The following is a 15,683-nucleotide window of genomic DNA, read 5'->3' as shown; positions in this document are numbered from 1 at the left end:
CGCCGCCCTGCTGGTGTTCGCCCTGGTCGCCTGCCGCGGCCTGTTCGGCAGGGGCGACGCGGTGCACTACCGCCGGCGGGCGGTGATCAGGCGCTGCAGGACGATGAAGACGAACAGCAGGGCGCCGATGACGATCCGGGTCCACCAGGAGCTGAGGGTGCCCTGGAAGCTGATGACGGTCTGGATCAGGCCGAGCACCAGCACGCCGAGCAGGGTGCCCAGCAGGTAGCCGGAGCCGCCGGTGAGCAGGGTCCCGCCGATCACCACGGCGGCGATCGCGTCGAGTTCCAGGCCCACCGCGTGCAGGCCGTAGCCGGAGAGCATGTAGAAGGTGAGCAGGACGCCGCCGAGTGCGGAGCAGAAGCCGCTGATCGCGTAGACGGTCGTCTTGGTGCGCTGCACCGGCAGGCCCATCAGCAGCGCGGACTGCTCGCTGCCGCCGAGCGCGTACACGTTCCGCCCGAACCGGGTGTAGTGCAGGACCACGAAGGCGACGGCGACCACCAGCAGCGCGATGACCGCGCTCGGTGAGACGAACAGGTCGCCGAGCGGGATCCGGGTCTGCGCCATGGCGGTGTACTGCGGGTCGGTGATGGAGATCGACTCGACGCTGATCGTGTAGCACAGGCCCCGGGCCAGGAACATGCCGGCCAGGGTGACGATGAACGGCTGGATCTCGAAGACGTGGATGATCCAGCCCATCAGCCAGCCGGCGGCGGCGCCCATCAGGAGGACCAGCGGGATCACCAGCAGCGGCGGCCAGCCGTGCTTCTCGACCAGCCAGGCGGAGACCATGGTGGAAAGCGCCACCACCGCGCCGACCGACAGGTCGATGCCGCCGGTCAGCACGACGAAGGTCATGCCGACCGCGACGACCAGCAGGAAGGCGTTGTCGATCAGGAGGTTGAGCACGACCTGGCCGGAGAAGAAGCCGTCGTACTGCGCCGACCCGACGGTGAACATCGACACCAGCAGGACGGAGGTGACCAGCAGCGGGACCTGTCCGCGCACTCTGGTCAGCAGGGCGTTGGCGTTCACGCGCCGACCTCCCGGTTGGTGGTGGTGACAGGATTGGTGCGCGCTCCGCTCCGACGTCCGGCGCCGCGCTTGGCGACCTTGGCCCGGAAGTTCGGCGACTGGATCAGGCAGACCGTGATCACGACGAACGCCTTGAACACCAGGGTGGTCTCCGGCGGGATGCCGATGGTGTAGACGGTGGTGGAGAGGGTCTGGATGATCAGCGCGCCGAGGACCGTGCCGCCGATCGAGAAGCGGCCGCCGTTGAGCGAGGTCCCGCCGATCACCACCGCGAGGATGGCGTCGAGTTCGATCCACAGACCGGCGTTGTTGCCGTCGGCGGCCGAGACGTTCGAGGACACCATCAGGCCCGCCAGTGCCGCGCACAGCGCGCTGAACACGTAGACCAGGGCGACCAGGCGCATCGCCCGGATGCCGACCAGCCGGCTGGCCACCGGGTTGCCGCCGACGGACTCCAGCAGCAGTCCGAGCGCGGTGGAGCGGGTCAGCAGCACGGTGGCCAGCACCACCACGGCGCTGAGCAGGATCGCGAACGGCATGGTCAGCCAGTAGCCGCCGCCGATCAGCTTGTACGGCTCGCTGGTGACCGTGATGATCTGGCCGTCGGTGATCAGCTGGGCCAGGCCGCGCCCGGCGACCATCAGGATCAGGGTGGCGATGATCGGCTGCACGCCGACCCGGGCCACCAGCACCCCGTTCACGACGCCCAGCAGCACCGCCGTGCCGAGTGCGATGCCCACCGCGCCGAACACGGTGCCGAGGCTCGCCGGGTCGGCGGCCTCGCTGATGTGCCGGCAGGCCAGCGCACCGGCGATGGCGACGGTGGAGCCGACCGAGAGGTCGATGCCGCCGGTGGCGATCACCAGGGTCATGCCGAGCGACACCAGGATCAGCGGGGCGCCGAAGTGCAGGATGTCGACCGTACTTCCGTACAGGTGACCGTCCTTGAGGTGAACGGCGAAGAAGTCCGGGGTGAAGGCGAGGTTGGCGAGCAGCAGCACGGCCAGCACCACGGCCGGCCAGAACAGCCTGGACCGGGTCACCGCCCTGGCCCACGGGGTCGTCGGTGCCGTGGTCATTCTTCCGCTCCGCTCGCGATGGTGGCCAGGACGCGCTCCGGGGTGAGCTCGCCGTCGTTGTCGAGCTGGGCGACCATCCGGTGGTCGCGCAGCACGCCGACCCGGTGGCTGAGCCGCAGCACCTCCTCCAGTTCGGCGGAGATGAACAGCACCGCCATGCCCTTCTCGGCGAGGTCCGCGACCAGCTTCTGGATCTCGGCCTTGGCCCCGATGTCGATACCGCGGGTGGGCTCGTCCAGGATCAGCAGCTTGGGGTCGGTGATCAGCCAGCGGGCGAGCAGCACCTTCTGCTGGTTGCCGCCACTGAGGTTGCGCACCAGCGCCTCGGGGTTGCCGGGGCGGATGTCCAGGGCGCGGATCCAGCGCAGCGCGAACTGCTCCTGCGCGGTGCGCGACAGCGGGCGCGTCCAGCCGCGGGCGGCCTGCAGCGCCAGCACGATGTTCTCGCGGACGGTCAGCTCGCCGACCAGGCCCTCGGTCTTGCGGTTCTCCGAGCAGAACGCGATGCCGTGGGCGATCGCGTCACGCGGGTTGCGCAGGTCGGCCTCGGCGCCGTTGATCCGCACGGTGCCGCGGTCCTTGTGGTCGGCGCCGAACAGCAGCCGGGCCGCCTCGGTCCGGCCGGACCCCAACAGGCCCGCGAGGCCGATCACTTCGCCGGGTCGGATGGTGAGGTCGTACGGCTCCACGGCACCCTTCCGGGCCAGGCCCTCGGCCTGCAGGAAAGCCGGGCCGGGGACCGGGCCGGAGCGCTCGCCCCGCTGGCCGCCCGCGAGTTGGTCGAGTCCGGCGAGCTCGGCGCCGATCATCCGGGAGACGAGTTCGACCTGGTTGAGCTCGCTGGTCAGGTACTCGCCCTCCAGCCGGCCGTTGCGCAACACCGTCATCCGGTCGCAGATCTCGTAGATCTGGTCGAGGAAGTGCGAGACGAACAGGACGGCCACGCCCTGGTCCCGCAGCCTCCGGATGACGGCGAAGAGCTGGTTCACCTCGTCGCGGTCCAGGCTGGAGGTCGGCTCGTCCAGGATCAGCACCTTGGCCGAGACGCCGACCGCGCGGACGATCGCCACCAGTTGCTGGACGGCGATGGAGTAGCTGTTCAGCGGCGCGCTGACGTCGATGTCCAGGTCGAGTTCGCGGACCAGTTCGGCGGCCCGGCGGCGCATCGCCGCCCAGTCGATCAGGCCGAACCGGCGGGGCTCGCGCCCGATGAAGATGTTCTCCGCGACCGACAGGTTCGGGCAGAGGTTCACCTCCTGGTAGACCGTGCTGATGCCGGCCTGCTGGGCCTGCAGCGGCCCGGCGATCCACACCTGCTCGCCGGCCAGCACCACCTCGCCGCCGTCCGACGGGTGGACACCGGTGAGCACCTTGATCAGCGTGGACTTCCCGGCGCCGTTCTCCCCCATCAGGGCGTGCACCTCACCGGGGAAGAGCCGGAAGTCGACCCCGTCCAGCGCCACCACCCCGGGGAACTCCTTGCGGATACCCCGCATTTCCAGGACCGGTTGCTGACGCACCCCGGTACTCCTCTCCTCGTGCGGTCCGGCCCGCCGGGGAGCGATCCGCCGATCGCTCCCCGGCCCGGCCGGGCCGGTCAGTACTGGCGGGTGGGCAGGGCCGCGGCGGCCTGCTCGGGGGTGAAGGTGCCCTCCTCGGTCTTGATCCGACGCGGCACCTGCTCGCCCGCCTTGACCTTCTTCACCAGGTCCATCAGCTGGTCGCCGAGCAGCGGGTTGCACTCGACGTCGTAGTTGATCTTGCCCTGGCTCATCGCGGTGAAGGCGTCCTTGACGCCGTCCACGGAGACGATCTTGATGTCGGTGCCCGGCTTCTTGCCGGCCTCCTCGATCGCCTGGATCGCACCGAGCGCCATGTCGTCGTTGTGGGCGTACAGCACGTCGATCTTCGGCTGGGCCTTCAGGAAGGCCTGCATGACCTCCTTGCCCTTGGCGCGGGTGAAGTCGCCGGTCTGCGAGGCGACCACCTTGAACTTCGGGTCGCCCTTGGTGGCGTCCGCGAAGCCGGCCTTGCGGTCGTTGGCGGGCGCGGAGCCGGTGGTGCCCTCCAGCTGGACGATGTTCACGTCACCGCCGGCGGACGCGTACTCCTTGACCAGCCAGTCGCCGGCCTTCTTGCCCTCCTCGACGAAGTCCGACCCCAGGAAGGAGGCGTACAGCGACTCGTCCTTGGAGTCCACCGCGCGGTCGGTCAGGATGACCGGGATGTGCGCGTCCTTGGCCTCCTTGAGGACGGTGTCCCAGCCCGACTCCACCACCGGCGAGAAGGCGATCACGTCGACCTTCTGCTGGATGAACGAGCGGATCGCCTTGATCTGGTTCTCCTGCTTCTGCTGCGCGTCGGAGAACTTCAGCTCGATACCGGCCTTCTTCGCCGCATCCTGGATCGACTTGGTGTTCGCGGTGCGCCAGCCGCTCTCCGCACCCACCTGCGAGAAGCCCACCACGAGCTTGCCGCCGGAGCTCTTCCCGGCGGAGCCCCCGCCGCCGGAACCGCACGCGGTGAGGACGGTGACCATCGCACCGGCGACCAGGACCGCCGCAACTCTCTTGGACATGTGGGGACTTCCTCTCGGGATCGTCGATCGCGCGAACGGCACCGGCTGTGTGAACGCGAGGTATCGTCGCCGTTTCGCTCGGGACCGATTGTTAACGCTCACAATTGACCCCGGCAAGGCCTCCGCGCCGTGTTACCCAATCTTGACCGGGGCGGACCGGCAACCGGACGTGCGCTCAGTCCCGCAGCCGCGTCGGCCAGTTGGCGTCCGGACCACACGCTCCCCGCCGTTCGGAACCGGAGCCACGGGACACGCCTCGGACTCGATCAGGGCAGGTCACGGCAGCTCATCTGCACACGACCGGAACCCTTGCCGGTAGCGGTCGGATGATCACCCGGGGCGCTGAGGCGGTCGGCGTGGCAAGCCCACGCCGACCTGGCGGGCGGCCTCCCGACGGCTCCGCCGGCCCTGGCCCCGGGCGCGCAGACCACGGCCGCCACAATGGCGGTGCCGAGCCCAGGGGCGGGACCGCCCCTGGGCTCGGCACCTGTCAGGACCATCGACACCATGCCCCGCCCGCTGCATCGCACCGCGGACGACGGCCGGTGCCCCGGCGGCTCAGCCCCAGGGCTGGGCGACCAGCCAGCTGGTGTCGGCGGCCCAACTGGTGGAGCTGTCCCAGCTGTTGGAGCCGCCGTTGTCGGCGATGTAGACGGTGTAGTTGTAGTGGCGGAGGTACTTCGTCGGGAAGTTGACGGACTGGAAGGAGGTGCCGACCCCGCTGTTGCCGCTGGTGGGGCAGAAGGTGGCGTCCTGCGCGAAGGAGCCGACGCCGCTGTCGACGTCCAGGTAGAGCTCGTAGTTGTAGTGGTGCAGGAACTGCCCGGGGCTGTTGGCGGACTCGAAGGACAGGCAGGAGGAGTCGGCCAGGCCCGCGCGGACGATCCAGGTGGCGTCGGCCTTGTCGGTGGCCGAACTGGCGGAGCCGGTGCTGGAGATGACGACCTTGTTGTCGGTGTCGTCGTGGCGGAGGTAGTGGGAGGTGCAGCAGGGCGCGGTGGTGGCCTGCAGGGAGATCCGGGAGCCGGGGGTCAGCGTGCCGCTGCTGGTCGAACCGCTGTTGTAGCCGGCGGCGGTGATGTTGGCCTGGACCGCGTTCTCGGTGGCGTCCGACGGGTAGCCCTGGGTCATGACCCCTTCGTAGAAGGTGCCTTGGGCCCACTTGCTGTTGTCACCGCCGATGCCGAGGATGATCGCGCCTTCCTTGTGCATCGGGTTGTAGCCGGTGGCGTTGGGGCGTGCACCGTTGTAGTAGGTGGACAGACCGCCCGACTGGGCGTCGCCGCCGCGCAGGGCCCACTGGTTCGGGCCGCCCTTGAGCATGGCGGTCAGGAACCGGTTGTCGACGCTGGGGTCATTGGCGTTGAAGCCGGGGTTGACCCCCGAGAACAGGCCGTTCTCCTGGTCGGCCATGACCCACGGGCCGTTGCCGCTGCCCGAGCCCCAGCTCTTGCTGTTGCCGAAGTAGAGGGCCTCCATGTGGCCGTTGCCGGTGTCCAGGTTGTTGGTCTCGGCGTTGCCGTAGTCGAAGCAGCAGCCGCCGTTGAAGTGGGTGCCGTCGAAGATGGCGTACATGCCCTCGGGCTGGTCGCCGGTGGCGATGCCGTTGGTGTTGTTGTTGCGGTAGCCCGTCCCGGGGGCCACGTAGACGCCGTACGCCTTGTGGCCGGCGACGGTGACCGGCGCTTCGACGGCGTTGGCGAGGTTGTCCGGCCCGCCGGCCGCCCCGCCGGCGGGCGCCTGGGTGAGGTGATTGCCCTTGCCGGACTGGTCGTAGAGGACGGTGATGACGCAACTGGTGCCGGCGCAGAAGGAGTCCTGCGCGGCGGCGTCGGCGTAGCCGCCGGCGCTCAGCAGCCCGATGTCCCTGGTCGCGTTGTCGGAGGCGCGCCTGACCTGGTACAGCGGGCCGTTGTACGTCCCGTACAGGGCCCGGGTGGTGCTGTGCGCGGCGACGCACGGGGTGCTGCCGGCGGCGTAGATGTCGCACGGCCCCTGGGTGGCGGCCTGCGAGGGGGTGGCCGTGGCGGTGAGCAGGCCGGCCGCGAGCGCGGCGGTGGTACCGGCCGCGAGGAACGCGTGTCGGAGGCGGTTCATCCACGGTTTGATCATGAGGAGATCCTTCACTGGGTGGGGTGGGGGTGGGCGGGCGCCGACGAACCTCCCGGTGTCCGGCCGTGCGGACGGCCCGGGTTGCGCCGACGTCTGCGGGTCCGGTGCGGCTGCTGCCCTTTGGGGCGCCGGACCCGGCATGGGGGCTGCTGGTCAGCTCCAGGGAGTGGCGGCGAGCCGGCTGGTGCCCTGGGCCCATGGCGAAGGGCTGTCCCAGGGGTCGATGCCGCCGTTGCTCGCGACGTAGCCGACGAAGCGGTGGTGGCGGACGTCCCTCTCCGGGACGTCGAAGGACTTCAGGGAGTGGCCGGCGCCGCTGTTCCCGTGCTGGGCCCAGAAGGTGGCGTCGGCGGCGGAACTGCCGGAAGTCACCGGCGTTCCGACCACCCCCGACGCCCGCCGGGCGCGGCTCAGCCGTGTTCGGGTGGTCATGAACGAACTCCTTCGCGGGTGGGGGAAGGAAGAAGGCGTCCAATACTGTTAGCGCTAACAACAGTGGCCGTGAAAAAGGTGAACCAGGCCGTCGAGAAAGTTCCTGGCCGGGCTGCATCGCCCATCACTATGGCCAGACGCCCCGGCACCGTCAAGACGTCTGGTTGTTAACGCACACAATCCCCTGAGAAGCTCGCCTCCGACGACGGCTTCCGTGCGGGGTGGGGTCCGGGGTGGCCGGGCCGGAAATGGGGACGGGGCCCCGCACGCCCGTGCGGTGGCGTGCGGGGCCCCGTGTCCTTGGGGTCGGTCGTCCTGGGGTGACCGGGTGTCAGGCCGGGTGTCAGGCCTGGTAGGGCAGTTCGGCTTCCCGGGTGCCGGCCGGGTGGACGTGCAGGACACCGACGCGGACCGAGCCGAAACGCTGCCCACGGCCGATGTCGGGGCCGATCGTGCGGCTGACCCTCCTGAGGCCTCTCGGCGAGCCGGGAACGGGTCGCGGTGGTGCGGTCACCACGTCGGCGCCAGCCCGCGCTCGCGCAGCCAGGCCAGCTGGACCGGCGGGTTCGAGCCACAGCCGCCGGCGTGGTCGGCGAACGGCCACACCGTCATCGTCCGGTCCTCGCCCGCGTAGTGGTTGAACGCGGCATAGACCGTCCGCGGCGGGCAGACCGGGTCCATCAGACCGACACTGAACAGAGCCGGAGCGGTGGCCCGCCGGGCGAAGTGGACGCCGTCGAAGTACGCGAGGGTCGCGAACGTCGGCTCCACGCGCTCCCGACTGTGCCAGCGCAGATAGCTGACGAGCTCCTGGTACGGACCGTCCAGAGAGGTCCGCGCGCCCTCGAGGTAGTCGCACAGGAACGGCACGTCGGCCATCACCGCCGCCACCCGGTCCCCGCTGAGCCCGGCCACCGCAAGGGACAGCCCACCACCCTGGCTGCCACCCGCCACGACGATCCGATCCGCGTCGAGACCGGGCAACTGCGCGACGGCGTCCACCGCACGCACACAGTCGGTCATCAACCGCCGGTAGTAGTGGTTCTCCGGGGACTCGATGCCCCGGGTCATGAAGCCCCCGACCCACTGGGTGCCCTCGCCCACGCCCTGGTCCGGAGTGTCGTGGCCCTGCCCTCGGCTGTCGACGACGAGCTGGGCGTACCCGGCCGCGGACCACAGCAGATGCTCGGTGGGCACCCCGCGCCCCCCGCTGTACCCCTGGTAGCCGACCACGACGGGCAGCGGCCCGTCCACACCCCGCGGACGCAGCAGCCAGGCGGCCACCGGCTCCCCGTTCCAGCCCGGGAAGCGCACGTCCTCGACCTCGACCGTGCGCAGCCCGTACCGCGCGGTGACGCGTTCGGCCTTGACCGCCCCGCCGTGCGAACGGGCCTCGGCAAGAGTCCGCTGCCAGAACTCGTCGAAGTCCTCCGGAACGGTCGACTCGGGACGGTAGGCGGCGAACTCCTCGACGCCGAAGTCGGTGACGGGCATGGGGGATCCCTCCGGGTGCTGCGAGTTCGAGGTCAGGTGGTGGGGTGTGAGCAGTGACATGGCGGGCCGCCTCCGGACGGCAGGTGACAGCGGGGCGCGGCGCCCGTGTGGCGAGCGGGACCGCCCGAGGGATGAGCCGGGCTGAAACGGGTGGCGGCCCGTCTTCCCCTCAGGACGGGCCGCCGGCCTGTGGGGCTGCGGTCCTCAGTCGGCCGGGCCGAAGCGGAAGGCCGTCAGCCGGACGTCGCCGTGCAGGGTCAGGGTCAGGTCGTGCACGCCGTCGAGCGGGGCGGCGAGCTCGGCGGTGGTGCTCGTCCAGGCGTAGCGGTCGCCGGTCACCGGCACGTCGAGCTCGGCCAGCAACCGCCCGCCTGCCCGGAGTTCGAACCGGGCCGGGATCTCCCCCGCCTGCTCGCGGGAGGTCTCGACCTCGATCGAGCGAGCGCCGGCGAGGTCGACGTCGCGGAACAGCAGCGTCGCCGGGTGGGCCGGGTCGGTGGGCGTGACGGCGTCGCCATCGGCGCGCGTGGCGTCGACGATGGTGGCGTCCTCGTAGTCGTCGAAGTCGACGGCCAGGAGTCGGCGGTCGACTCCCGACCGGGGCGCGGCGCCCGGACCGAGCACGGTCAGCGGCGCGGTGAGGACCGGGTGGTCGGCGCTGCGGGCGACGACCACCTCGTAGCCGCCGGGGTCGACGGTGAAGGCCCCGGCGGCCACGGACCAGTGGGCGAACTGCTCGGCCGACAGGCGGAACGTCACCTCATCGCTGCCACCCGGCTCCAGGCGGACCTTGCGGAAGTCGGCCAGGCGCAGCCTGGGCGCCTCGTAGCGGGCTTCGAGGGCACGGACGTAGACCTGGACCACCTCGCTGCCGGAGCGCGGTCCGCGGTTGTCCAGGGTCACGGTCACGTCGACCGAGCCGTCCTGGCCGATCGACTGCTGCGACAGGCGCAGGCCGCGGTAGGCGAAGTCGGTGTAGGACAGCCCGTGGCCGAAGGGGTAGAGCGGGGCGGAGCGGTGGTACTGGTAGGTCCAGCCGGCCTTGATGATGTCGTAGTCGAGCGGGGCGGGCAGCGGGTCGTCGCCCCGGTACCAGGTCTGCGGCAGGCGGCCGGCGGGCTCGGCCTCGCCGAGCAGCACCGCGGCCAGCGCGTGTCCTGTTTCCTGCCCGCCGTGGGACGTCCACACCACGGCGGGCAGGTGTTCGTCGGCCCAGTCGAGGGCGTACGGGTAGCTGCTCATCACGACCAGGGCGGTGTCCGGGCGGGCTTCGGCGACGGCGCGCAGCAGTTCCTCCTGCCCCTCGGGCAGGTCGATGTCGGCGCGGTCCTCGGTCTCCCGGCCGTTGATCAGCGGGTGGTTGCCGAGGACGACCACGGCGACATCCGCGTTCGCGGCGGCCGCCCGGGCCTCGGCGATGCCGTCGCGCACCAGCTCGCGCTGCCAGCGCTCGGCGTCCTCCGCGCTCTCGGCTGTGACGCTCACCCGGCCGTCGGTCGGGTCCACGGCGGCGTAGCGCCCGGTGAAGACCGATCGCAGCAGCACCGTGTCGGGGCCGTCCGGTTCGATCCGGAAGGTCTCCTTGACGAACCAGCTCTTGATCACGTCCTGACCGGCCGCCAGGCCGTCGTCGTCCTGGAGGGACAGGAACCGGCCGGTGTCGGCGGCGCGCAGGGTGGTGGCGCCCCCACCCCAGTCGGTCACGTCGAAGGCGGACTTTCCGAGCAGTTCACCGGTGGTGCGCGAGCGGAGGGTGATGCGGTCCGAGCCATCCACCACGACGGCCTCGCCGCCGTGGGCGCCGAGGGCCGCGGCCAGTCCGGTGGCGATGCCCACCTGGTACGGCAGAGTGCCGCTGTACCAGTCCTCGAAGAGGGTGTCGGCGAGCGGGCCGATGACGGCGATCCTGGGTGCGCGGGCCGGGTCGATCGGCAGCAGGCCGTCGTTCTTGAGCAGGACGGTCGACTCGGCGGCCGCCCTCCGGGCCAGGGCGCGGTGCTCGGGGCTGTCGATCACCTCGGGGCCGATGCCCGTGTACGGGTCCAGGTCGGGGTCGAACTCGCCGAGCCTCAGGCGCACTTCGAGCTGCCGGCGGACGGCGCGGTCGACGTCGGCCTCCTCGATCAGGCCGCGCTCCAGCGCCTCGCGCAGGCGGCCGATCACGGTGGCGCTGTCCTCCCCGTGGTCGGTGAAGTTGTCGATGCCGGCCTTGAGCGCGGCCGCGTGGGACTCGGCATGGTCGTCGAAGTAGTGCTCCGGGTCGACCAGGTTGGAGGGGGCCTCGGCGTCGCTGACCACGAACAGCTCGTGGCCCGTCTGCCGGGCCCAGCGGCGCAGCTCCACCTCGATCAGCGGACTGACGTGGCAGGGACGGCCGTTGACCAGGTTGTAGGCGGCCATCGCGCCGGTCGCGGCGCCGGAGGCGACGACGGGGCGGAAGGCGGCGAGGTCGTACTCCTGGAGGACGCGCGGGCGCACTCCGGAGGAGGTGGTGCAGCGGTCGTCCTCGTTGTTGTACGCGAGGAAGTGCTTGAGCACGGGCGCGGTCCGCAGGTAGTCCGGGTGGTCGCCGGAGAGTCCTCGGCAGAACGCCTCGCCGACCTTCGCGGTGTGCACCGGGTCCTCGGAGTAGCCCTCCTCGTTGCGCCCCCAGCGCGGATCGCGCAGCAGGTTGAGCACGGGGGCCCAGGCCTGCAGGGAGTTGGGCCCGCGCTCGGAGCCGCCGACCGCCGTCGGGCGGTGGTAGTGGAAGGCCCGCAGCTCGGTCGAGACCGCCTCGGCGACTCCGCGCACCAGATCCTCGTCCCAGCTGGCGCCGAGGCCGACGGCCTGCGGGAAGACCGTGGCCACGCCGAGCCAGGAGACTCCGTGCAAGCCCTCGCTGCCGGTACGGAACGGGCCGAGACCCAGACGCGGCACGGCCGGCGCGTACTGGTGCAGCATCGCGAGCCGTTCGTCGAGCGTGAGCCGCTGGAGCAGGTCGTCGACACGCTTGCGCGGGGCGAGCGTGGGATTGCGGAAAGCGGGCAGATCGGCTGCGGACGCCGGCACGGAACTCACGTGGAATACCCCTCGGGCAGCTGGGCTCAGTGGTCAAGTCGAAGCGCCTCGACGCTGACACGACCCAACTGGCCTGTCAACTACCCAGGAACCAAAGGATTTTGGTTTTGTTCAGCCTCTTGCTCAACCGGTAACGCGTCGTTAGTCTCGCCGAAACATTCAAGCGCTTCGACGGAGAGGGGCCACGCCACCATGAGATCCGGATTGAATCGCAGGAGCTTTCTGACCACCGCCGCCACGGTCGCGGGAGCCGCCGCGATGGCACCCCTGCTGTCCGCCTGCGGCGGCGGCTCGGACAAGAAGGCCGCGGCGAACACCAAGGAAGGCCTCAAGGCCGCCCTCCCGGCCTACGTACCCAACGCCAACGCGGTCAAGCCGGACATCGCCTCCGTGCAGGGCGCCGGCGACGCCGCGACCGACCCGGCCTACCTCTCCTACCCGGCTTCCCCTCCCACCAGCGTCTCCGGCGTTCCGGGCAAGGGCGGCAGCTACACGGCGATCACCCCGCTGTGGGGCACGGCCCCGCCGGTCGGCAACTCCTTCTACCAGGCGATGAACAAGGCGCTCGGGGTCGAGCTGACCGTCAAGCCGACGGACGGCATCAACTACAACACGATCATCCCGACGATGACCGCCGCCAAGAAGCTGCCGGACTGGATCAACCTGCCGTCCTGGCTGAACTCCAACTTCAACACCGGCGGGCTGGTCGGCACCCAGCTCGCGGACCTGACCCCGTACCTCTCCGGCGACAACATCAAGAAGTACCCCAACCTGGCCGCGCTGCCCACCGGTGCCTGGCAGCACGGCGTCTGGGGCGACAAGCTCTACGGGATCCCCTGCTTCTCCACCGGCTTCGGCATCCCCGGCGCCACCTTCTACCGCCGGGACATCCTCGAGGCCCGGGGCATCACCGCCGACCAGATCAAGTCCGCCGACGACCTGATGAACCTCGGCAAGGAACTGACCGACGCCAAACGGGGCGTGTGGGCCTTCGACGACGTGTGGACCTACCTCCAGTTCGCCTGGAACGTCCCCATGAAGTGGAGGGTCGACAACGGCAAGCTGGTCCACCCGTTCGAGACCCAGGAGTTCCTGGAGGCCCTCGACTGGCACAACCGCTTGGCCACCTCGGGCTACATGCACCCGGATGCCCTCGCCGGCGACGTCTCCAACGGGAGCACCCGCTTCTACAGCGGGAAGACGCTCATCGGCGGCGGCGGACTGGGCGCCTGGAACCTGTCCGACCAGCAGTCCGGCGCCGCCGCGGATCCGAACTACCGGCGCGGCGCGTTCAACGCCATCACCGCCGACGGCAAGGGCACGCCGGTGATCTACATGGGCGCCGCCGCCAGCATGATCAGCTATCTGAACGCCGGCCTGAAACCGGCTCAGATCGAGGAACTCCTCGCCGTCGCGAACTACCTCGCCGCCCCCTACGGCACCGCCGAGTACACCATGGTCAACTACGGTGTCGAGGGCGTCCACCACACCCGTGTCAACGGGGCGCCGACCTTCACGGAGGAGGGGAAGAAGGACGTCCAGGTGACGACCTACTCGTTCCTGGCCGCCTCCGGATCCGTGATCAGCAACCCGGGCGGCGAGCAGGTCACCAGGGACTACGCAGGCTGGTCGGCCGCCAACGTCAAGTACCTCACCAAGCCTCCGTTCTGGGGCATGAACCTCAGCATGCCCCAGGCCATCGCCTCGGCCGATGCCGCGCAGAACGTCAACGACACCATCAAGGACTGCTACCACGGCAAGAAGAAGGTCTCCGACGTGCAGGACGCCATCGCCAGCTGGCGATCCGGCCCCGGTGAGCGGCTCAAGCAGTGGATGACCGACAACGTCCTCAACAAGTACGGCACCGGCCAGTGAGCACCGCGGCCCCGAAGCGCCCGGCCGGGCCGGCGCGGCTCACCTGGCGGACCAGGCTGCGGCGCGACAAGTCCCTCCTGCTGATGACGGTCCCCGCGGTCGTCCTGCTCCTGGTGTTCAACTACGTGCCGCTGTTCGGCATCGTCACCGCCTTCCAGGAGTACGACCCGCTGGTCGGGGTCTGGCACAGCGAATGGGTCGGCTTCGACCAGTTCCAGCAGCTGTTCGGCGACCCGGCGTTCTGGGCCTCGATGAAGAACACCCTCTACCTCAGCTTCGTCCAGCTGGTCCTGTTCTTCCCGATCCCCATCGCCCTGGCCCTGCTGCTCAACTCGGTGGTCAGCGAGCGGATCCGCAACTTCTTCCAGTCCGTGGTCTACCTGCCGCACTTCTTCTCCTGGGTGCTGGCGGTCACGATCTTCCAGCAGATGCTCGGCGGCGCCGGCGTGCTCAACCAGTTCCTGCGCCAGCACGACATCGGCACCTGGGACATCATGACCAACCCGCACACCTTCGCGCTGCTGGTCACGTCGCAGGCGATCTGGAAGGAGGCGGGCTGGGGGATCATCGTCTTCCTCGCCGCACTGAGCGCGATCAACAGCGAGCTGTACGAGGCCGCGGCCGCCGACGGCGCCGGACGGCTGCGGCGGATGTGGCACATCACGCTGCCGGGCCTGCGCGGGGTGATCGTGCTGATGCTGGTGCTGCGGCTGGGCAACGCCCTGTCCGTCGGCTTCGAACAGTTCCTGGTCCAACGCGACGCCGTCGGCCACGAGGCCGCGGACGTCCTGGACACCTTCTCCTTCTACTACGGCATCGCCACCGGCGGCTACAGCTACGGCGCGGCGGCCGGGCTCTTCAAGAGCGTGGTCTCGCTGCTGCTCATCTGGGGTGCCAACAAGCTGGCGCACGCCTTCGGCGAGGACGGGCTGTACCGCAGATGACGAACGTACTCACCATGGGAACGCGGGGCGAGAAGCGCCGCGCCGCCACAGCAGCGGCCCGCCGCCGGGCCCGCTCCGCCCGCCCGCCCTGGGACGAGCCGCCCACCGCCGTCGGCCAGGCCGCCAAGGGCCTGACCCTCGGCGGGATGCTCGCCGTCATCCTGGTCCCGCTCTACATCATCGTCCTGACCAGCTTCTCCACCCCCGGCGCCATCAACCGGGCCGGCGGCCTGGTGATCTGGCCGGACGGCCTGACCACCGAGACGTACCGCCAGATGCTCAGCGACTCGACGATCATCACCGCGCTGGGGGTGAGCCTCGGGATCACCGTGGTCGGCACCGCGGTGTCCATGGCCGTCTCCGTCCTGTGCGCCTACGGCCTCTCCCGGCCACGCTCCCTCGGGCACCGCTTCGTCCTGCTGCTGCTGATCATCACGATGTTCATCAGCGGCGGTCTGATCCCGAGCTTCCTGGTCGTCACCGGCCTCGGCGGCTACGGCCAGTGGTGGGCGCTGATCCTGCCGAGCGCGGTCTCCGTCTTCAACATCCTGGTGCTGCGCGCCTTCTACCAGGAGACCTCCTCCGAGCTGATCGACGCGGCCCGGATGGACGGCGCCGGCGAGTGGCGGATCCTGTGGTCCGTCGTCCTGCCCACCTCACGCGCCGTCACCGCCGTCACCGCGCTCTTCTACGCCGTGGGCTACTGGAACTCCTTCTTCAACGTCATGCTCTACATGCCGACGGACAGCGAGAAGTGGCCCCTGCAGTACGTGCTGCTCACCTACGTCAACCGGGCCAACGGCCTGCCCGGCTCGGTCAACTCCGGTTTCGGGCAGACCCACGCGCAGACCGCACCGCTGTCGCTGCAGATGGCGGTCGTGGTCCTCACCCTGGTACCACTGGTGATCGTGTACCCGTTCGTGCAGAAACACCTGCGTACCGGTGTCCTCACCGGCGCGATCAAGGGCTGAGCCGTCCGTGCCGGGGGGCCGCTCCCACCGGCACCTCGGACAGGTCGCCGTCGACCAGGTCATGGCGAGGATCACCGCGAGCGCCGCAGGCAACGAGCCG

The 15,683-nt window shown here is 70.1% G+C and carries 11 protein-coding genes; 3 read left to right on the top strand and 8 right to left on the bottom strand.

The window, feature by feature from the left end; translation table 11 throughout:
* Positions 1 to 66 precede the first annotated feature (66 nt).
* From yjfF to ABTY61_RS02635, 8 genes are all read right to left on the bottom strand, one after another.
* Positions 67 to 1,038: a galactofuranose ABC transporter, permease protein YjfF gene (yjfF, locus tag ABTY61_RS02670; RefSeq protein WP_350503061.1), complete on the bottom strand. Its 972-nt coding sequence runs from the start codon at positions 1,036 to 1,038 to the stop codon at positions 67 to 69.
* Positions 1,035 to 2,117, bottom strand: a complete 1,083-nt coding sequence (locus ABTY61_RS02665) for an ABC transporter permease (protein ID WP_350503060.1) — start codon at positions 2,115 to 2,117, stop codon at positions 1,035 to 1,037. The genes yjfF and ABTY61_RS02665 overlap by 4 nt, the downstream gene beginning before the upstream one ends.
* On the bottom strand, positions 2,114 to 3,613 hold the full coding sequence (locus ABTY61_RS02660; RefSeq protein WP_350503080.1) for a sugar ABC transporter ATP-binding protein: 1,500 nt from the start codon (positions 3,611 to 3,613) through the stop codon (positions 2,114 to 2,116). The genes ABTY61_RS02665 and ABTY61_RS02660 overlap by 4 nt, the downstream gene beginning before the upstream one ends.
* A gap of 101 nt (positions 3,614 to 3,714) precedes the next feature.
* Entirely contained in the window at positions 3,715 to 4,695 is a 981-nt protein-coding gene (locus tag ABTY61_RS02655; protein WP_350503059.1) for an ABC transporter substrate-binding protein, read from the bottom strand.
* 558 nt (positions 4,696 to 5,253) lie between these two features.
* Positions 5,254 to 6,792, bottom strand: coding sequence for an alpha-L-arabinofuranosidase B (locus ABTY61_RS02650; RefSeq protein WP_350503058.1), 1,539 nt, complete (start codon positions 6,790 to 6,792; stop codon positions 5,254 to 5,256).
* A 168-nt stretch (positions 6,793 to 6,960) separates the two neighbouring features.
* Positions 6,961 to 7,239, bottom strand: coding sequence for an AbfB domain-containing protein (locus ABTY61_RS02645; RefSeq protein ID WP_350503057.1), 279 nt, complete (start codon positions 7,237 to 7,239; stop codon positions 6,961 to 6,963).
* 510 nt (positions 7,240 to 7,749) lie between these two features.
* Positions 7,750 to 8,733 (bottom strand): acetylxylan esterase, encoded by a 984-nt coding sequence (locus ABTY61_RS02640; protein WP_350503056.1) that lies wholly within the window; start codon positions 8,731 to 8,733, stop codon positions 7,750 to 7,752.
* A 204-nt stretch (positions 8,734 to 8,937) separates the two neighbouring features.
* The gene (locus ABTY61_RS02635) at positions 8,938 to 11,793 is read right to left on the bottom strand and encodes a glycoside hydrolase family 3 C-terminal domain-containing protein (RefSeq protein WP_350503055.1); all 2,856 of its coding nucleotides are present in this window, start codon (positions 11,791 to 11,793) and stop codon (positions 8,938 to 8,940) included.
* Positions 11,794 to 11,997: 204 nt separating this feature from the next.
* On the opposite strand from ABTY61_RS02635, the gene ABTY61_RS02630 reads away from it, so the two are divergent.
* Genes ABTY61_RS02630 through ABTY61_RS02620 form a run of 3 tightly spaced genes read left to right on the top strand, consistent with a single transcriptional unit; the run spans position 11,998 to position 15,583 of the window.
* Complete coding sequence (locus ABTY61_RS02630; RefSeq protein WP_350503054.1) at positions 11,998 to 13,668, top strand: ABC transporter substrate-binding protein; 1,671 nt, start codon at positions 11,998 to 12,000, stop codon at positions 13,666 to 13,668.
* A complete protein-coding gene (locus tag ABTY61_RS02625; RefSeq protein ID WP_350503053.1) occupies positions 13,665 to 14,612 on the top strand; it encodes an ABC transporter permease in 948 nt (315 codons plus the stop codon). The genes ABTY61_RS02630 and ABTY61_RS02625 overlap by 4 nt, the downstream gene beginning before the upstream one ends.
* Positions 14,609 to 15,583 (top strand): carbohydrate ABC transporter permease, encoded by a 975-nt coding sequence (locus ABTY61_RS02620; protein WP_350503052.1) that lies wholly within the window; start codon positions 14,609 to 14,611, stop codon positions 15,581 to 15,583. Before ABTY61_RS02625 ends, ABTY61_RS02620 begins: the two co-directional genes overlap by 4 nt.
* Positions 15,584 to 15,683 lie beyond the last annotated feature (100 nt).

It is taken from the genome of Kitasatospora sp. NPDC096128 (assembly GCF_040303105.1).
In the GTDB taxonomy this organism is placed as follows: Bacteria; Actinomycetota; Actinomycetes; order Streptomycetales; family Streptomycetaceae; genus Kitasatospora.
The sequence above is the reverse complement of the archived record's forward strand: the minus strand, read 5'-3'. Positions and strand labels throughout refer to the sequence as shown.